We start from the raw sequence: 13,825 nt of genomic DNA on the forward strand, positions 1-13,825 counted from the left end.
TTGACCGCACCCTGCATTCTATTGTCTTACTTATATCTCTTCCGCCAGATCAGCGGTGTCGCATCCGCAGCCGCCCGGAAGAATCGGTTGAAGGAGGCAGGGTCACTAAAATCCATCTGATAAGCGATCTCCGAAACGGAACTATCCGTGTATCGCAGCAAAGACTTCGCCTCCTGCACCAGCATCTCCCGGATACACTCGGAAGCCGTCCTCCCCGTCACTTCCTTTACCATCCTGTTCAGATGATTCGCACTCACACCAAGCAGCCCCGCATATTCCGAAACATTCCTCTTCTTCAAATAATGAACGCCCACCAGTCTTAAATATCGGCTCACCAGCGAAGCCCCCGCCTGACCCGAACGCTGCCCGTCCAGGCCCTGCCGCTCATAACTCCGCCTGGCCTCCAGCAACAACAAATAGAGATACAGCTTCACCGCCTTCACCCGCCCCGTCCGGGACTGCTGAACCTCCTCGTCGATCTTCATCACCAGCCCGACTATACGCTGCAGCTCCTCCTCCGACACCTGGAATACCGGCATCCCCGGCAGACCAAAAAAGGAAACTCCCTCGCCAGCGCCACCGCCGGAAGCACGTCCTCCAGAAAACCGGTCTCAAACAACATGTAATAGCCAAATGCATCACTGCTGATATTGTTCTTCTGAAATATCTGGTGCGGAACCGTAAAGCTCATCGTGCGCGGCCGATGCTTATATTCTTCCAGCCCTATCTCCATATCCAGCGTCCCCGACACCGTAATACTGATGCGGTAAAAAGCCGAACGCAAAGGTCCCACCGACCCGATCAGCCCCACACTCGAATAGATCTCGAATCCTGGAATGACCTTCGAAGGATCCATATCGTTATAACCAAACGATGAGCCGGCCTGTTTCATCCGGTGAACCGACCTAAATCGGTCCAGGCTATAGGTAGGTATTTCGCTCTTCCTCTCGGGCATTACCAAAATTACCAATTCCTCCACTCATAAAATAAAAGACAATCTTGTCTTTTATTCAAAACCTCCGTATCTTTGCACCATGTCAACACATTCCGATATAGCAGGGCTCCAGGACATAAAGACGCTGGTCGACCGGTTCTACGACAAGGTCCGCAATGACGACCTCCTCGGCCCCGTTTTCGACGCCCGCATAAAAGACTGGCAGCCCCACCTCGATACCATGTACAATTTCTGGAACATGGCCCTTTTCGCAGAGACCGGCTACAAAGGACAGCCGTTTTCGAAACACGCAGACCTCCCCGTTGACTCAGCCCATTTCAATCGCTGGCTGCACCTCTTCATGACCACCCTCAACGAAAACTTCGAAGGACCCGTAGCCGGCGAAGCCATGCAGAAAGCCGGCGCCGTAGCCCGCACCTTCCTCAGCCGGATCACCCAAATTCGGGAAACAAAAGGCTGATCCTTCCCATCCGGGGACCGCCGGGGCCCGCCCGCGACACTACAACCCCCTACTAGCCACCCCATTGCATTTTTGGCAAACCCTTTGCCACTCCTCCCGCAACTCTCTCTTTTCATCCGCTATCCCCCCGAAAGATCATGCAATTCCTATGGGCCGTCCAAACCCTAAATCTGGAAACATGAACTCTTTCTACGCCCTATTGACTTTTGCCCTTTCCCTCCATAACCCCAACCCCAACTGGGAAAAACAACAGGACCACATCAACGGCCGCATAGCCCGCGCCACCCTCGATAAAATGAGATCCACGACAGAAAGCCTCGCCGGCTTCCTCCAGGACTCCGCCCTCTCGTTCGAACAATACAGCCCCGTATGGCACGGCGAATACTTCCCCGAAAAGTCAGGCGTCGCCTCCACCACCCGCTTTGGCCTCTCCTGCAGCTTCTATGGCACCGACGGCCGCAACAAGGCCGACCTCCTCATCATGGCCAACGACATCAGCCCAATGCTCGGCACCACCGTCGTCAACAACAAAAAATTCTCCAACATCAGGCTTTCCACCAACGAACCCACCCGCTTCTGGCTCGTGACCGCCGACAACGACCACCTCCCCTACACACCCATCAGCCGCAAGGAATATCTGCAGGAGGCGATCGCGGAACTGACAGCAACCAAAGAAGACCTCGTCAGCCGGCTGAAAACACAGATCCCCATCCGCAGCGCCGCCATACAGGAAGCCGAAAAGGCAAACGCCATCAACGAGATCAACAACACCTGGACCGGCACCGACCGCGAAGTACGCACGCGCATCTTCCTTAAGAACTACCGCAGCGACGAAGACTTCCTGAAGAACTCGATCCAAAAACATACCGCCGGCCTCGACAGCACCCTCCTCCTCATGCAGAGCCTCCTCCGCCGCCCCGCCGCTGAACTCACAAAGGCAGCCATCATCACCGGAGAAGCCGCCGGCTTCCGTGGATTCGAAGACGGCACCGCCGACGCCGCCATGCTGGTACGCCCCAACCCCGACTTTATCGACCACTCCCTCAGCTCCGAAAAGCCCCAGTTCTTCCTCGTCTGCTGGCGCTATAACCCCGAAGAGACCGGCGCACCCCAGCTGGACCAGCAGTTCACGCAGCAGCTGGACGTCAACAAACTCCGGGATTTCCTGGGGCGGTAAAAGCCGCGAATAAATACCACTATTTGGGGATTGTATATGTTTGGAATTACTTCTATATTTAAGTAATTCCTTTTTTTATGTCACACCCCCGCAGACTACCCGCTGGCTGCTACTGCTTGCACCGGCACTTTTGCTTTTTGCCAGTTGTTACAGCTACCGTATCGCCACCCACGCACAGCCCGGCACAGAATTCAATTCTGTCACCGCGCACTCCTTTTTCTGGGGCCTCGTACAAAACCCCAAAGAGATCGCCACCCCCCATCTGCGATTCGCTCAACACAAATGGCGTAGCCCTCGTCCAGGTAAAGACCAACCTCGGCTACTCGCTCATCACCGTGCTGACCCTGGGCATCTGGTGCCCGATGCAGCTCGAGTGGAAATGCAGCAAACCCTGTCAGGTCACCGGTCACCTCTAACCGATAAACCGCCCGTCATGAAGATCATCAAAACAGGTTTTACCAACTGGGAGAACAAGCACGAGACGTTTACACAGCCGATAAAAGACCTCTACGAGCTCGGCAACGACCCCATGCTCGGCCCGCTGGCCGCCTTTATGGATACCACAAAAGGGCTTCAGCAGATCATCGCCGACGCCATCGCCTCCAAAACCCCCATCCGCGCACTCGGCTCGGGCTGGTCATGGACAAAGATCGCCACCGCGGAGGCGGGCATCATGCTGGATACCAAACCGCTGAATATGATGTTCGAGATCTCCTCTCAAAGCATCGGCCCTGCATACAAAGGCGACCCTAAAAAACTCTTCCTCGCCCAGTGCGGCAACGGCGTATGGGAGCTCAGCCGCTTCCTCCAGCCCCGCTACCTCTCGCTAAAGACCTCCGGCGCCAGCAACGGCCAGACCATCGCAGGCGTGACAGCCACAGGCGCCCACGGCTCGGCCTTCGACACCGGCGCCGTCCAGGACTTCGTCACAGGTATGCACATCATCGTCAGCCCGACACGTCATATCTGGCTCGAACGGGCATCCAATCCCGTAGTGTCCCCCTCCTTCATCAAAAACCTCCAGACCGAACTGGTCCGCGACGACGCCATGTTCAACGCCGCCCTCGTCAGCTTTGGCAGCTTTGGCATCGTCCACGGGGTAATGATCGAAACAGAAGACATCTTCCTCCTCGAAGCCTATATGTCCCGCATGCCCTGGGACGACAACCTTCGCCAGCTCATGCAGACCCTCGACTTCAGCAAGATCACGTGGCTGCCCTGCGGCAACGAACGCCCCTACCAGCTTCGCCGTCCAGATCAACCCCTACGACATCGACAAGGGAGCCTATGTGACGACGATGTATAAACGACCCTACCACGCGGGCTACAAACCACCGGTGCGCAATTCCGGCGGCCTCGGACCCGGCGATGACGCCCCCTGCTTCATCGGCAGGATCACCGCAGCCCTGCCCGCACTGGTGCCCACCCTCGTCAACAAACTGCTCGCCGGCGCACTCATTCCCTACAGCAAACAGTTCGGCATCCTCAGCGAGATCTTCGACAACACTACGCTGCATGGCAAGCTGCTCAGCGCCGCCATCGGCATCCCCATCCAGCACATCGAAAAGACCACCCGGCTGCTGCTCGATCTCAACAAGACCGCCGGTCCCTTCGCCGGCCTCTTCGCGTATCGCTTCATAAAGAGATCAAACGCGACCCTCGCCTTCACCCGCTTCGAATACACCTGCGTCCTCGAACTCGACGGCGCCTTCTCCGACGCCACCTACGCCTTCTATACGGCCGCATGGAAAACGCTCGAAGACAACGGCATCCCCTTCACCTTCCACGTGGGGAAAGGTCAACGAACTCGACTTCGGACGAATAAAAAATATGTATGGCGCCGACGCGGACGCCTGGATAGCCGCCCGCAACCAGCTGCTCGACACCGATACCCGCAAGGTCTTTACCAACGCCACGCTTCAGAAATGGGGGCTGGACAAGTCACTATGAAAGTCATAGGCATATCCCTCCTTCTCCCCATCCTTGCTACGGCCCAGTCCCCCGACAGCCTCATACGGCAGCTAACCGCCATCCATACCGCCACGACAAAAAGCTCCTTCCCCATCTCGGAAAGAGCCATGAATATCTATCTCTCCAACAGGATCGGCTACTACCTCTCCGACCCCAACGACCTCACCCTCTATAAGAATTCCGTACTCACTGACGCAACCACCGGCCAGGTCGCCGTCAACCACAGCCTCTATCAACCAAAAGACGCCGACCAGCGGATCAGGAACTTCGCCACCATCGGCGTAAAGGCATACGCAAAAGACCCGTCTTATACCCGCCTGGGTTTCCTTTTCAAACAAACATGGATCACAGATGGGCGCATACGCTATAAAGACGCCGGACAAAAATCCACCATGGACGCGCTGACAGGCGGCATCCTCCAAACCCTGACCAATGAGATCAGGGACAAGATCCGCCGCCTTCGAAACCACCGATACCATCGTCCGGCAGCAATTCAACTCCGACCTCCACGACGAATACAGCTACGCCTTCGCGCTGCAGCAATCCGAAATGCTCGCCAAACGCGCCGCCTATTCCCTCATTACCCTCGACTGGACCAGCCTCGATCTCTATCTCCCCCTGATCACCGCAAACACAAAAGTCGCACCCACACCGGCATCACCGTTTACTACCAGGCACGGCTACCCCGCCCGCCTCGACCTCAGCCATACCCGGCTCTGGGAAAGCACCCCCTCCGGACGCTTTTATCTCACTGGGACAGGCAGCCTGCTCCTCGACAATTCCCGCGACGGGTACCAGCTGGACACCACCTCTTCCAAAAATTATTGGCTCGGCGACTACAGCAACTTCCTGACCCCGATAATAACAGCCGTCATCGCCTGGTTCCCGCCCACTTCCACGTCGGCTTCAGCCTCCACGCCGAACAGGACTTCGGCCCCTATCACGCCCTCAACGCCGGCATCGGCGTCCCCATCGTCCTGATCAACAAAAGGGCTGAACCCGCCTGCAACTTCGAGTTCCTCGTCCGCTTCTCCGACCTCGCCAATACACTGCCTCCAGGACGCGGCCTCCCCGGAAAAACATCCATCGGCCTGACGGCCGGTATCCCGTTCAGCAAGATTGCCTTCTAAATCGCTTATATTTACCGGAATAAACTTTCTGCATGCGAAAACTCCTCCTTTTCCTCGGCCTGTCCTTTACCCTGACATCTTTCGCCCAGGAACCCGTCAAAGTCACCGACCTTTTAAAAATACGATCCATCGGAGACATCCGGCTGAACAAGGACGGCTCGCAAGCAGTCTACACCGTTACCTCCATCGAACAGGAATCAGACACCAAAGCTTCGAAATGGGACTATAAATATTCGACCCAGATCTGGCTGACTCCCACCGACGGTTAGCACGAATCCCCCATCACCTATGCCGACAGGATCACGACCCCGCTGATCATCTTCCACGGAGAGAACGACCGCCGGACCGGCTTCGTGCAGGGCGAAATGCTCTTCCGCAGCCTCAAGGTACTCGGCAGACCGGTCGAATACGTCCGCCACCCCGGAGCCACGCACGAGATCACCCGAAGCGGCGATCCCCGCCAGCGCATAGACCAGATGCTCCGCACCTGGGAGTTCTTCCAGCGCTGGGTCGCCCAAAAACCGTAGCTTTGGATACAAATCCCCGTTAATGAAACGCGGCCTTTATTACCTGCTTACCTTTATCCTGCTTTCGGGTTGCTCAAAGAATGACACCCTGGCACCCAATCTGCCCCTCCCGTCACGATAAAGGATACCACCGGCACACTTTGGTTCAAAACGATCCCGCAGTCCGCAACCCAGGTGAGGCTATCCATCCTCTATGACGGCAATACCACCCCTGACAGCACATGGCTCCGCAAAGACGGCACAACCATCGGCGCATGGGCGTTCGCGAGAGACGTGCCCACCAACGCCTGGTCCGCGGTCATCAGCTATAATTTCGAAAAAGACGCTCATTACGACTTCATCGTAAGGAACAAAGCCGTCGGCAACACCGCCCTACGCTACACCCTGCCCGGCTACCGGCATATCTATACCGCTCCCTTCACCTACCAGCGCCTGCTGGCGTTCAACCAGAGCCTCGGGATGCAGTCCATCGACATCACCCCGTCACACAATTACATTTACTTCACCGACGATTCCGTCAATATCCTCACTACCAAAAACTCTCCCTGAAAGACGGCTCGGTGCAGGTCATACGACTCCCTGATACCCTCTCCCAGTTGAGAATAAGGGCCATCTCCGACGACGAACTCATCCTCATGGGCTTCACCAACAGCCAGCGCGGAAGGTATACGAACGACACGTCGATGCTGTTTCGCTACAATACCGCCACCGGAAAGAATGTCTTCCTCGACTACGTATCCTCCGACTATGGCCGGATCTCCCGCGTCGTCGCCAACCATCTCATCGCCACCAAACCCTATTTCTCTTCGGCCCATTCCACCCTGATCGATCTCGGCGACAATTCGACGCGCGACCTCGGACTTATCGACTTCCGCTACGTGGACGAGATCAGCTACGACCACCTCTACTACTACAACCAGCTCGTCGACCCCGCCACAGGCAATATTCAGCCCGTCGTCCCCGCCGCCGACAGCACCGCCGTTGAGTACCTCGACAACAGCACCAACTACACGATTGCCTCGCGCTACATTTTCCACCCCGACTCGGGCTTCTTCAGCAGACTGGTCGTTTATTCGGGCGGCGCTCCCTCTATCAGGGCGAATACGCCTATAATCGTACCGCATTCATGCCCCGGCTGACCCATATCACCGGCAACCGCCTGCTCTATTACCAGCACTATGGATACGACACCAAATTCAATACCGACGGATACTACACGCTGGACTTGAATACCCGTCAGGAACAACTGATCCACTGCGACAGCAACCCCTACAACGTCTGGGACTTCCAGCTCGACGCCCATACCACCATTTCGGTCCGGGCGGACGGCATTTACAGGATAACCACCCCCTAAACTCCGGAAATATAAATAATTAATTATCAATCATTTAAAAAATTATCCCGCAAAAGGACTGCACGGGTATTCAGGTATAAATCCATGGTATACAATTCAATCGTATATTTTTGCGTTTTGAGTAGATATTTACCATTAATGAACCTTAAAATGTAAATTTTTACCCGGATCGGTTACATTTCTTTTTGGAGGACCCACTAATACATGAAAGTCGCGGAAAAATATACCGATGCTGAGCTGATAGCAGCAATTACTAGTGGAAAGCACCTTGATCCGGCAATTCACTCCCTTTATCGGCAATTTTCCGAGGCGATCCGCTCTTTCATTATGAGTTATGGCGGCAACGAGCAGGACGCGGACGACGTCTTCCAGGAAACGGTGATAGCCTTTATCGACAGCGTCAAAAAAGGAAAATACCGGCAGGAATCAAGCGTCAAAACCTTCCTCGCATCCGTCGCCCGTCACATCTGGTTCAATGACCTTAAGAAAAAAGAACGCGCCGGCATCCGGGAAAAAAATACGAATCCACCCGGGACCAGCACGAGTCTGACATCAGCCACCAGATCGGAGATATCGAACAGAGGCGACAGCTGCGCGACCTGCTGACACAACTCGGCGAACCCTGCAACAAGCTGCTGCACCTGTTCTACTACGAAAACCTCCCGATGAAAGAGATAGTCGAACACCTGCCCTACGAGAATGAGCAGGTCGTCCGAAACAAAAAATACAAATGCCTCCAGCAGTTGACCGGTTTGTTAAAAGCTAATCCGGCACTCGCCGGACAGCTTAACGAACTAATTAAATAGTATCCCATGTCACTCCAAAAGACCAACGCGCTGATCGACCACCTGGACAAGGATTTTGAAGGTCGCAACGATCAGGTTTCGCCGTCAACTGCCGCCGCCACTGCACGCATGATCACCGAAAACGAAGAGGCTGCCAAAGAGTGGGCATATCTCAACCTGGCCGTGGACGCGGTACAGGAAGCCGGTCTCTACCAGCAGGTCGCGGCGGTAAGACAGACATGGGAAAGCCAGACCCTCTCCGAAGACCGTCGGGTCGATACCACCACCGAAGGACAAACTCAGGACCACCCTCCTGCCGAAAACACCTCCGGCGGCGTAGTACGCAACTTATACCGCAACATGATGCGGGCCGCGGCGGTCATCCTCGTGGTCATCGCAGGCGGGGCGATCTTCAAATACGTCAGACTCAGTTCGTCCAGCTTATATAGCGAGTACTATGCGTCATACGAGCTCAACACCAGCCGCGGCGCCGCAGGCCAGGATGCCATCGACCAGGCCTTTACAGCCCGCAACTGGACCGAAGTGCTTACCCTCTCGGCCGACGCGAAAACCAGCAGCAATAAATCGGAATTTCTGGCCGGTATGGCCGACCTGGAACTAAAAAAGTTCGACGATGCTATTGCCCATTTCGAGCAGGTCATCGCCTCCAACACCCACAGCGGGCAGGACTATTTTGAGGACGAGGCCGAATACTATCTCGCCATCAGCTGGCTGGCCAAACGCAAGGTCCAACGAAGCCATGCCCATCCTCGAAAAGATCCGGGCCAACAAAAGCCATCTCTACCACGACAAAGTCGAAAAAATGTCCTTTACAGACCTCCGCCTTGTGCAGTACAAGGAAAATAAATAAAAAACCGGTCCTCTGCGGTTACGTTTTCCTCAGCTTCCTTTACTAATATATATACGAGTTTAGTCCGTATCCTTTGAAAACACACCCGTTGATCTTGCCCCGTTTAATGAATCCAGACCTATCCTGAAGAATCCAGACCAGTCCTGAAAAAACCATCCGTGAAAAACCAGCCAACCCCTTGAAAAGCCAGCCACAAAAAAGTCGGCACACCCTGAAAAAACCTAAAAAGATTGTCTAAGCGAAGATCTCGCCGACTTTTTTCTTCTTACCACCACGACCACTCCCAATAATACCAGCACACCCGCTCCCCCCGGATCCACCAGTTCCCCCTCCTGTACAAAGGAGTTTCGTCCCCCATCAGCACCAGATGCGCCCAGTATGCAGGACTCTTATTGATCGCATCCCCCGAAAGATAGTCCAGCTTCGCCTCCTGCAACGCCTTCGCCTTGCTCATCCCGCTTTTCAGATGAACATAAAATTGCTTAAGTATAAACGCCGTCGCCCGGTCATCTGCCTTCCACAGGCTGTTGACCGTACTGGCGCACCCCGCATAGGCAAAGGCCCGCGAAAGACTGATCACCCCTCTTTACCAGCCAGCCTGCCCTGACCCGTTTCACAGGCGCTGATGATGACCAGCCTCGTGGCGCCGAGATTCAACCCGTACAATTCTTCCAGATAAAGATTGTTATCATCCGCCCTCGCATCCCCTGGGTAGAACGCAATAAAGGAACCCGAGGTCTTCGTCAGCGACGACACAGCATGCGTCGCCAGGTGGATGATCGGCCATTGATTGACGGTATGGAGGAAATTGCTCTTGGTGGCGCCGCTGTCGACGTACTGAGCACCCGGTAGCCCTGCCACGCTCGTCCCCACTCGGCAGGGAGCCTCGCAAATCCCGCCCCGCCCGCGCTATGCACGAAGGGGGCAAAAGACAATATCCCCGCGACCTTGCCGTCGCCTCCCGCTCCAGGCACGGACAACATCCGGCTCGACCAGCGGTAACTGACCGTCATCGTCCGCAATACATAGTCGTTATCTCCGCCGCCCGGCAGCGATTCGAACGGTAAATAATACAGAAATCCGTCCGGAACCACGATCCATTCATTCATTCCCGGCGCCGCATCCTGCACCGGCTTCACCAGCCGCCGGTAAAGCCTCGCACCGACCTCTCCAGGCCTGAAACGCCTTCCATTCTCCGTCACCTTCAGCATATCCAGCCAGGCCTCCACGTCGCCCTGGAGACTCGCGATGGAATCGTCGATGTTATGATGGATACTGTTATGCGTCAGCACAAAACTATGCAGAGAACCCTCTGCCGCATAATAGCTAACCAGCGCCTGATCCCCGCCCAGCTGCCGCTGCAAATCCTTAAGCCCCGGCCCCTCGTCCTTGTATTTCAATTTGTAATAGGCGTTGTTCTGCTCCAGCTGCTTCTGCAGCCTCGACAGCCGGATCTCGTATTCTCCCCGCTGCCGGTCGATACCCGCCATGCGCGCGCTGTCAGCGCCCTCTTCAGACTGGACGTTCAATCGGGCAATATTGTACTTGATGTTTCGCACTTCTTTCATCGCCTGTTCATCTGCCCCGGAGAGACCGGTCATAAAGGCATTCTCCTGCAGATTGGCGAAGATGATGGTGGCCTTACTCTTCTCGCTGATCAGAAAAGCCTGTTCCAGCCAGTCGCCGTCGGGATGCAGCCGGTGCAGCCGCAGACATACCGCCAGCGCGCCATCGTATACACCGGCACTCTTCATCTTCAGGAACAGCTTGGCCTCGTCAGAGTCATAGCTCTTCTCGATATAACGGAGTAGCGACAGGGCCGCGGTATACGCCTGCCAGGAAGCCTGCAGCCAGCTCTCTTTGGGATCGCTCTTATACAACAGTTGCAGCACCTGGGCCTTCTGCAGGAGAGCGTCGAAGAGGCGGAAATAGGCAAAGGCCCCGGTGAAATTGGAGGGGTTTGAAAGGACATCCGGATTGCCGAATCCCCGCGAGAAATGGATGATGGCCTGCTGCAGCTCGTTCAGAGCGGCAGGATAGCGCTGCTGGCCGGTAAGAATATCCGCCCGGTACTGATGGTTGATCCCGACGTCGAGAGGATTGACCTTCCCCTTCTCCTCCATCGCCCTAAATCTGTCCAGGTACCATACACCCGAATCCGTCCTGTGCAGCCGCCACTGCGCATAAGCCATTTCATTCAGCGCCGCGGGCACCTTGCTCACGTCTACCCGCCGGAAGGCGTTCAGCGCGTCAGGATATTGCTGCAGAGCGGTATAGGTCCTGCCCATATTCTGGTAGATGAAATTGGTGGAAAGACGGTAGCCGAGTATCTTTTTGTACAGCGCCAGCGCATCTCCGTACGATCCCAGCCGGTAAAAAGACGTGGCGATATTCGTTTGAAGATTGACGGCAGAGATCGTATCCAGCGGCTTTTTGCTTTCCAGCACGCGCAGCGCCCGGTTGAAATAGTTAACCCCCAGCTGGTAGTTACCGTTGTCGTGGTAAAGAACGCCTAATGTATTGTATAGCCGGACCTGGCTGTCGTCGTTGCGGTAGGCCGCGGGTATCCCGTCCGCTATCCGGAGGAAATAGACCGCCGAGTCGAAATTATTCAGGTTGTAATAGGCTCCCCCGGCAAAGACCATCGCTACAAAGGCCACCGAATCCTTCTGCGGGTGCAGGTCCATCATAGTTCTGTAGGCCGCGACCGCGCGGGAATAGTCTCCGTCTCCGTCGAGCAGGATCCCCTTATTCAGCCAGGAATGGATCAGAAGGGTGTCCTTCTCTTTGAAATCGGGCAGGGTGGGCAACAGTCGGATGACCGCATCATAATCTGCGATCGCCGCGCTGTCGGTGGCGGGAGTGTTGGTGGGGAGGCGGAAGCTCTGATCGGCGCGGCGATAAAGAGCGAGGACCCCGGCTACGGGCTCATCGGGATCGGCGAATGGAGTATATCCGCAGATCAGGGCGGCCAGCAGAAGTAGGATTTTAGGCATCATTATACCTAAAATTAGGCCATCGGCCCTTTCCACCCACCCAACCCCCAAAAAAATTTCGGGGAGGGTCTGCCCGGCACCCTACCAATAAAAAAAGCGGCGGAAGAATCCGCCGCTAACATTGCCTATATCCTTATTCTAAACGTCGAACAATAACGATGAGAGGTGGCCGCGGGTTGGCCTGATAGCTGATCATATGACCCGCGAGCAAATTATTCAGTTTGTTCACGACTCCCGAAAGCAAGCCGGGATTGCTGTTCTGTAACGCAGCCTTGGTATCGTAATATACCAGCTGCACGTCGATATGCTGTACCGCCAGATTACTGGGGTCGTTAACCTTATAATAGATGGTAGTCGTAACGCTCGATCCGTTGGTCGGCAGCAGACCGAAGGCGCCGCCCAGGCCGAGAAGAGTTCCGTTCAGCGTCTTCTGGAGGTCGATCACACCCGTTGTTTTGTTCACGATGACCTTGCTGCTGGCCGCCGTATTGTTGATGTCGAAGGCGCAACCATTACCGCTGGCGCAGGTATTGGTCAGGTATGGATCGGCCTCGAAATAGGGGATCGCCGTATTGGCGCCGTCGGCCAGTACATAAATACTATCCGCATATGAGGCGCCGCCGACGATCAGGGTCGAAAGACAGGTATCGGTACTTCCGTTCTTTACAAACCCGATCATATATTTCAGACCGGTCTCCGATTTCGAGAGATTGATGGCACCCGTATTCTGATCGATGGTCATCCCCACCGGCCAGGAGAAATATTTACCCTGACCCGATGCATTCACAGGGAAGACAATATAGTCGGAACCATTCGTAGGCTCAACATAAATGATGGAATCCCCATAGAGAGGTGAGAGCGCACAACTCGGAGCGGGAGCCTGTGCTGCGGCAGTTTGCTTCGGGAAGGGCACTAACGTCGTATCTGCCGGATTGGGCGAAGACACACGGCTAGTATCATGTGGCGGAGGGACAACGGGCGGGTTGGTCGACGTCTGCGTCTGCGTGTCGGGGTCGGACAAATTCTTGCGGCACGCGCAAAACAAGAATACAAGGATCAAACCAGCCAGCGATAGCTTTTTCATGGATCAGGAGGTTAAGTGTTAATGCTTACAAAATACTATATCTTTTTAAGTGCTCCAAGCCCCACCTGCACTGTTCACGATAATTAGTAAACCCCGGACCTTCCATTGTAACCACTTTGTTCAGGAAAAAGCTGACATTGATAATCAATAAATTGTGGAATTTTAACCTTCTGCGGTTACATTTTGACCCTAAGGATTTACCATTATCAGAGCTTTCCCATCCAATTTCCGATAAAAGACCTTCATCTTCCGGTATCCGACCTTTATCATCCTAAAAGACAATTTATGCCCATCGCAGACGCTATCCACGAAATGGAGGGCAAGATCTCCCTCCTGGACAACAAGAAATTTCTCTATTGCGCCGGCTTCGTCGCCGCCTACAACATCACCTTCCTGGCTTTTCTCACTCACCTGGTCCTCCACCTACGATAGTCTTTCAAATCTCCTGACTTTGCCGAACCTGTGTCAAATCCACCGGCGGCCGTCCCTGCCTCGCGGACAACCTCCTGGAGAAA

The 13,825-nt window shown here is 55.0% G+C and carries 20 protein-coding genes; 14 read left to right on the forward strand and 6 right to left on the reverse strand.

Features of this window, described 5'->3' with window-relative positions; all coding sequences use genetic code 11:
• Positions 1-26: 26 nt before the first annotated feature.
• Together ACQ86N_RS25060 and ACQ86N_RS25065 are read right to left on the reverse strand one after the other, a co-directional pair.
• Positions 27-539: a helix-turn-helix domain-containing protein gene (locus tag ACQ86N_RS25060; protein ID WP_431209430.1), complete on the reverse strand. Its 513-nt coding sequence runs from the start codon at positions 537-539 to the stop codon at positions 27-29.
• A complete protein-coding gene (locus tag ACQ86N_RS25065) occupies positions 497-955 on the reverse strand; it encodes a hypothetical protein (protein WP_431209431.1) in 459 nt (152 codons plus the stop codon). Before ACQ86N_RS25065 ends, ACQ86N_RS25060 begins: the two co-directional genes overlap by 43 nt.
• A gap of 79 nt (positions 956-1,034) precedes the next feature.
• On the opposite strand from ACQ86N_RS25065, the gene ACQ86N_RS25070 reads away from it, so the two are divergent.
• The 13 genes from ACQ86N_RS25070 to ACQ86N_RS25130 all read left to right on the forward strand — a co-directional run bounded on the left by ACQ86N_RS25070 (position 1,035) and on the right by ACQ86N_RS25130 (position 9,226).
• Positions 1,035-1,415 (forward strand): group III truncated hemoglobin, encoded by a 381-nt coding sequence (locus ACQ86N_RS25070; protein ID WP_431209432.1) that lies wholly within the window; start codon positions 1,035-1,037, stop codon positions 1,413-1,415.
• A gap of 178 nt (positions 1,416-1,593) precedes the next feature.
• Positions 1,594-2,592, forward strand: coding sequence for a hypothetical protein (locus ACQ86N_RS25075; RefSeq protein ID WP_431209433.1), 999 nt, complete (start codon positions 1,594-1,596; stop codon positions 2,590-2,592).
• Positions 2,593-2,729: 137 nt separating this feature from the next.
• A complete protein-coding gene (locus ACQ86N_RS25080) occupies positions 2,730-3,008 on the forward strand; it encodes a hypothetical protein (protein ID WP_431209434.1) in 279 nt (92 codons plus the stop codon).
• A 17-nt stretch (positions 3,009-3,025) separates the two neighbouring features.
• Positions 3,026-3,898 carry an FAD-binding protein gene (locus ACQ86N_RS25085; RefSeq protein ID WP_431209435.1) on the forward strand — a complete coding sequence of 291 codons (873 nt, stop codon included), beginning with the start codon at positions 3,026-3,028 and terminating at the stop codon, positions 3,896-3,898.
• On the forward strand, positions 3,882-5,693 hold the full coding sequence (locus tag ACQ86N_RS25090) for a hypothetical protein (protein WP_431209436.1): 1,812 nt from the start codon (positions 3,882-3,884) through the stop codon (positions 5,691-5,693). Before ACQ86N_RS25085 ends, ACQ86N_RS25090 begins: the two co-directional genes overlap by 17 nt.
• A gap of 32 nt (positions 5,694-5,725) precedes the next feature.
• Entirely contained in the window at positions 5,726-5,962 is a 237-nt protein-coding gene (locus ACQ86N_RS25095; protein ID WP_431209437.1) for a hypothetical protein, read from the forward strand.
• A gap of 12 nt (positions 5,963-5,974) precedes the next feature.
• Positions 5,975-6,220 carry an alpha/beta hydrolase family protein gene (locus ACQ86N_RS25100; protein WP_431217589.1) on the forward strand — a complete coding sequence of 82 codons (246 nt, stop codon included), beginning with the start codon at positions 5,975-5,977 and terminating at the stop codon, positions 6,218-6,220.
• A 174-nt stretch (positions 6,221-6,394) separates the two neighbouring features.
• Positions 6,395-6,769 carry a hypothetical protein gene (locus tag ACQ86N_RS25105; protein ID WP_431209438.1) on the forward strand — a complete coding sequence of 125 codons (375 nt, stop codon included), beginning with the start codon at positions 6,395-6,397 and terminating at the stop codon, positions 6,767-6,769.
• Positions 6,770-6,780: 11 nt separating this feature from the next.
• Complete coding sequence (locus ACQ86N_RS25110; RefSeq protein ID WP_431209439.1) at positions 6,781-7,359, forward strand: hypothetical protein; 579 nt, start codon at positions 6,781-6,783, stop codon at positions 7,357-7,359.
• Complete coding sequence (locus ACQ86N_RS25115; protein ID WP_431209440.1) at positions 7,347-7,574, forward strand: hypothetical protein; 228 nt, start codon at positions 7,347-7,349, stop codon at positions 7,572-7,574. Before ACQ86N_RS25110 ends, ACQ86N_RS25115 begins: the two co-directional genes overlap by 13 nt.
• 204 nt (positions 7,575-7,778) lie before the next feature.
• Positions 7,779-8,180 (forward strand): RNA polymerase sigma factor, encoded by a 402-nt coding sequence (locus tag ACQ86N_RS25120; protein WP_431209441.1) that lies wholly within the window; start codon positions 7,779-7,781, stop codon positions 8,178-8,180.
• 59 nt (positions 8,181-8,239) lie between these two features.
• Positions 8,240-8,380, forward strand: a complete 141-nt coding sequence (locus ACQ86N_RS25125) for a hypothetical protein (RefSeq protein ID WP_431209442.1) — start codon at positions 8,240-8,242, stop codon at positions 8,378-8,380.
• Positions 8,381-8,386: 6 nt separating this feature from the next.
• On the forward strand, positions 8,387-9,226 hold the full coding sequence (locus tag ACQ86N_RS25130; RefSeq protein ID WP_431209443.1) for a hypothetical protein: 840 nt from the start codon (positions 8,387-8,389) through the stop codon (positions 9,224-9,226).
• Between the two features lie 269 nt (positions 9,227-9,495).
• Here the strand turns inward: ACQ86N_RS25130 and ACQ86N_RS25135 are convergent, their stop codons facing one another.
• The 4 genes from ACQ86N_RS25135 to ACQ86N_RS25150 all read right to left on the reverse strand — a co-directional run bounded on the left by ACQ86N_RS25135 (position 9,496) and on the right by ACQ86N_RS25150 (position 13,310).
• On the reverse strand, positions 9,496-9,810 hold the full coding sequence (locus ACQ86N_RS25135; RefSeq protein WP_431209444.1) for a CHAT domain-containing protein: 315 nt from the start codon (positions 9,808-9,810) through the stop codon (positions 9,496-9,498).
• The gene (locus ACQ86N_RS25140; protein WP_431209445.1) at positions 9,807-10,091 is read right to left on the reverse strand and encodes a CHAT domain-containing protein; all 285 of its coding nucleotides are present in this window, start codon (positions 10,089-10,091) and stop codon (positions 9,807-9,809) included. The genes ACQ86N_RS25135 and ACQ86N_RS25140 overlap by 4 nt, the downstream gene beginning before the upstream one ends.
• Complete coding sequence (locus tag ACQ86N_RS25145) at positions 9,974-12,229, reverse strand: CHAT domain-containing protein (protein ID WP_431209446.1); 2,256 nt, start codon at positions 12,227-12,229, stop codon at positions 9,974-9,976. The genes ACQ86N_RS25140 and ACQ86N_RS25145 overlap by 118 nt, the downstream gene beginning before the upstream one ends.
• 130 nt (positions 12,230-12,359) lie before the next feature.
• On the reverse strand, positions 12,360-13,310 hold the full coding sequence (locus ACQ86N_RS25150; RefSeq protein ID WP_431209447.1) for a hypothetical protein: 951 nt from the start codon (positions 13,308-13,310) through the stop codon (positions 12,360-12,362).
• A gap of 285 nt (positions 13,311-13,595) precedes the next feature.
• On the opposite strand from ACQ86N_RS25150, the gene ACQ86N_RS25155 reads away from it, so the two are divergent.
• The gene (locus ACQ86N_RS25155) at positions 13,596-13,742 is read left to right on the forward strand and encodes a hypothetical protein (protein WP_431209448.1); all 147 of its coding nucleotides are present in this window, start codon (positions 13,596-13,598) and stop codon (positions 13,740-13,742) included.
• Positions 13,743-13,825: the final 83 nt, after the last annotated feature.

The organism is Puia sp. P3, from assembly GCF_050632245.1.
Taxonomy (GTDB): domain Bacteria; phylum Bacteroidota; class Bacteroidia; order Chitinophagales; family Chitinophagaceae; genus Puia.

Bases quoted from the DNA above. Each gene is read 5' to 3' on its own strand.
- ACQ86N_RS25060 (WP_431209430.1), bottom strand. From the start codon at position 539: ATGCCGGTATTCCAGGTGTCGGAGGAGGAGCTGCAGCGTATAGTCGGG.
- ACQ86N_RS25065 (WP_431209431.1), bottom strand. From the start codon at position 955: ATGCCCGAGAGGAAGAGCGAAATACCTACCTATAGCCTGGACCGATTT.
- ACQ86N_RS25070 (WP_431209432.1), top strand. From the start codon at position 1,035: ATGTCAACACATTCCGATATAGCAGGGCTCCAGGACATAAAGACGCTG.
- ACQ86N_RS25075 (WP_431209433.1), top strand. From the start codon at position 1,594: ATGAACTCTTTCTACGCCCTATTGACTTTTGCCCTTTCCCTCCATAAC.
- ACQ86N_RS25085 (WP_431209435.1), top strand. From the start codon at position 3,026: ATGAAGATCATCAAAACAGGTTTTACCAACTGGGAGAACAAGCACGAG.
- ACQ86N_RS25095 (WP_431209437.1), top strand. From the start codon at position 5,726: ATGCGAAAACTCCTCCTTTTCCTCGGCCTGTCCTTTACCCTGACATCT.
- ACQ86N_RS25115 (WP_431209440.1), top strand. From the start codon at position 7,347: ATGCCCCGGCTGACCCATATCACCGGCAACCGCCTGCTCTATTACCAG.
- ACQ86N_RS25120 (WP_431209441.1), top strand. From the start codon at position 7,779: ATGAAAGTCGCGGAAAAATATACCGATGCTGAGCTGATAGCAGCAATT.
- ACQ86N_RS25125 (WP_431209442.1), top strand. From the start codon at position 8,240: ATGAAAGAGATAGTCGAACACCTGCCCTACGAGAATGAGCAGGTCGTC.
- ACQ86N_RS25130 (WP_431209443.1), top strand. From the start codon at position 8,387: ATGTCACTCCAAAAGACCAACGCGCTGATCGACCACCTGGACAAGGAT.
- ACQ86N_RS25145 (WP_431209446.1), bottom strand. From the start codon at position 12,229: ATGATGCCTAAAATCCTACTTCTGCTGGCCGCCCTGATCTGCGGATAT.
- ACQ86N_RS25150 (WP_431209447.1), bottom strand. From the start codon at position 13,310: ATGAAAAAGCTATCGCTGGCTGGTTTGATCCTTGTATTCTTGTTTTGC.
- ACQ86N_RS25155 (WP_431209448.1), top strand. From the start codon at position 13,596: ATGCCCATCGCAGACGCTATCCACGAAATGGAGGGCAAGATCTCCCTC.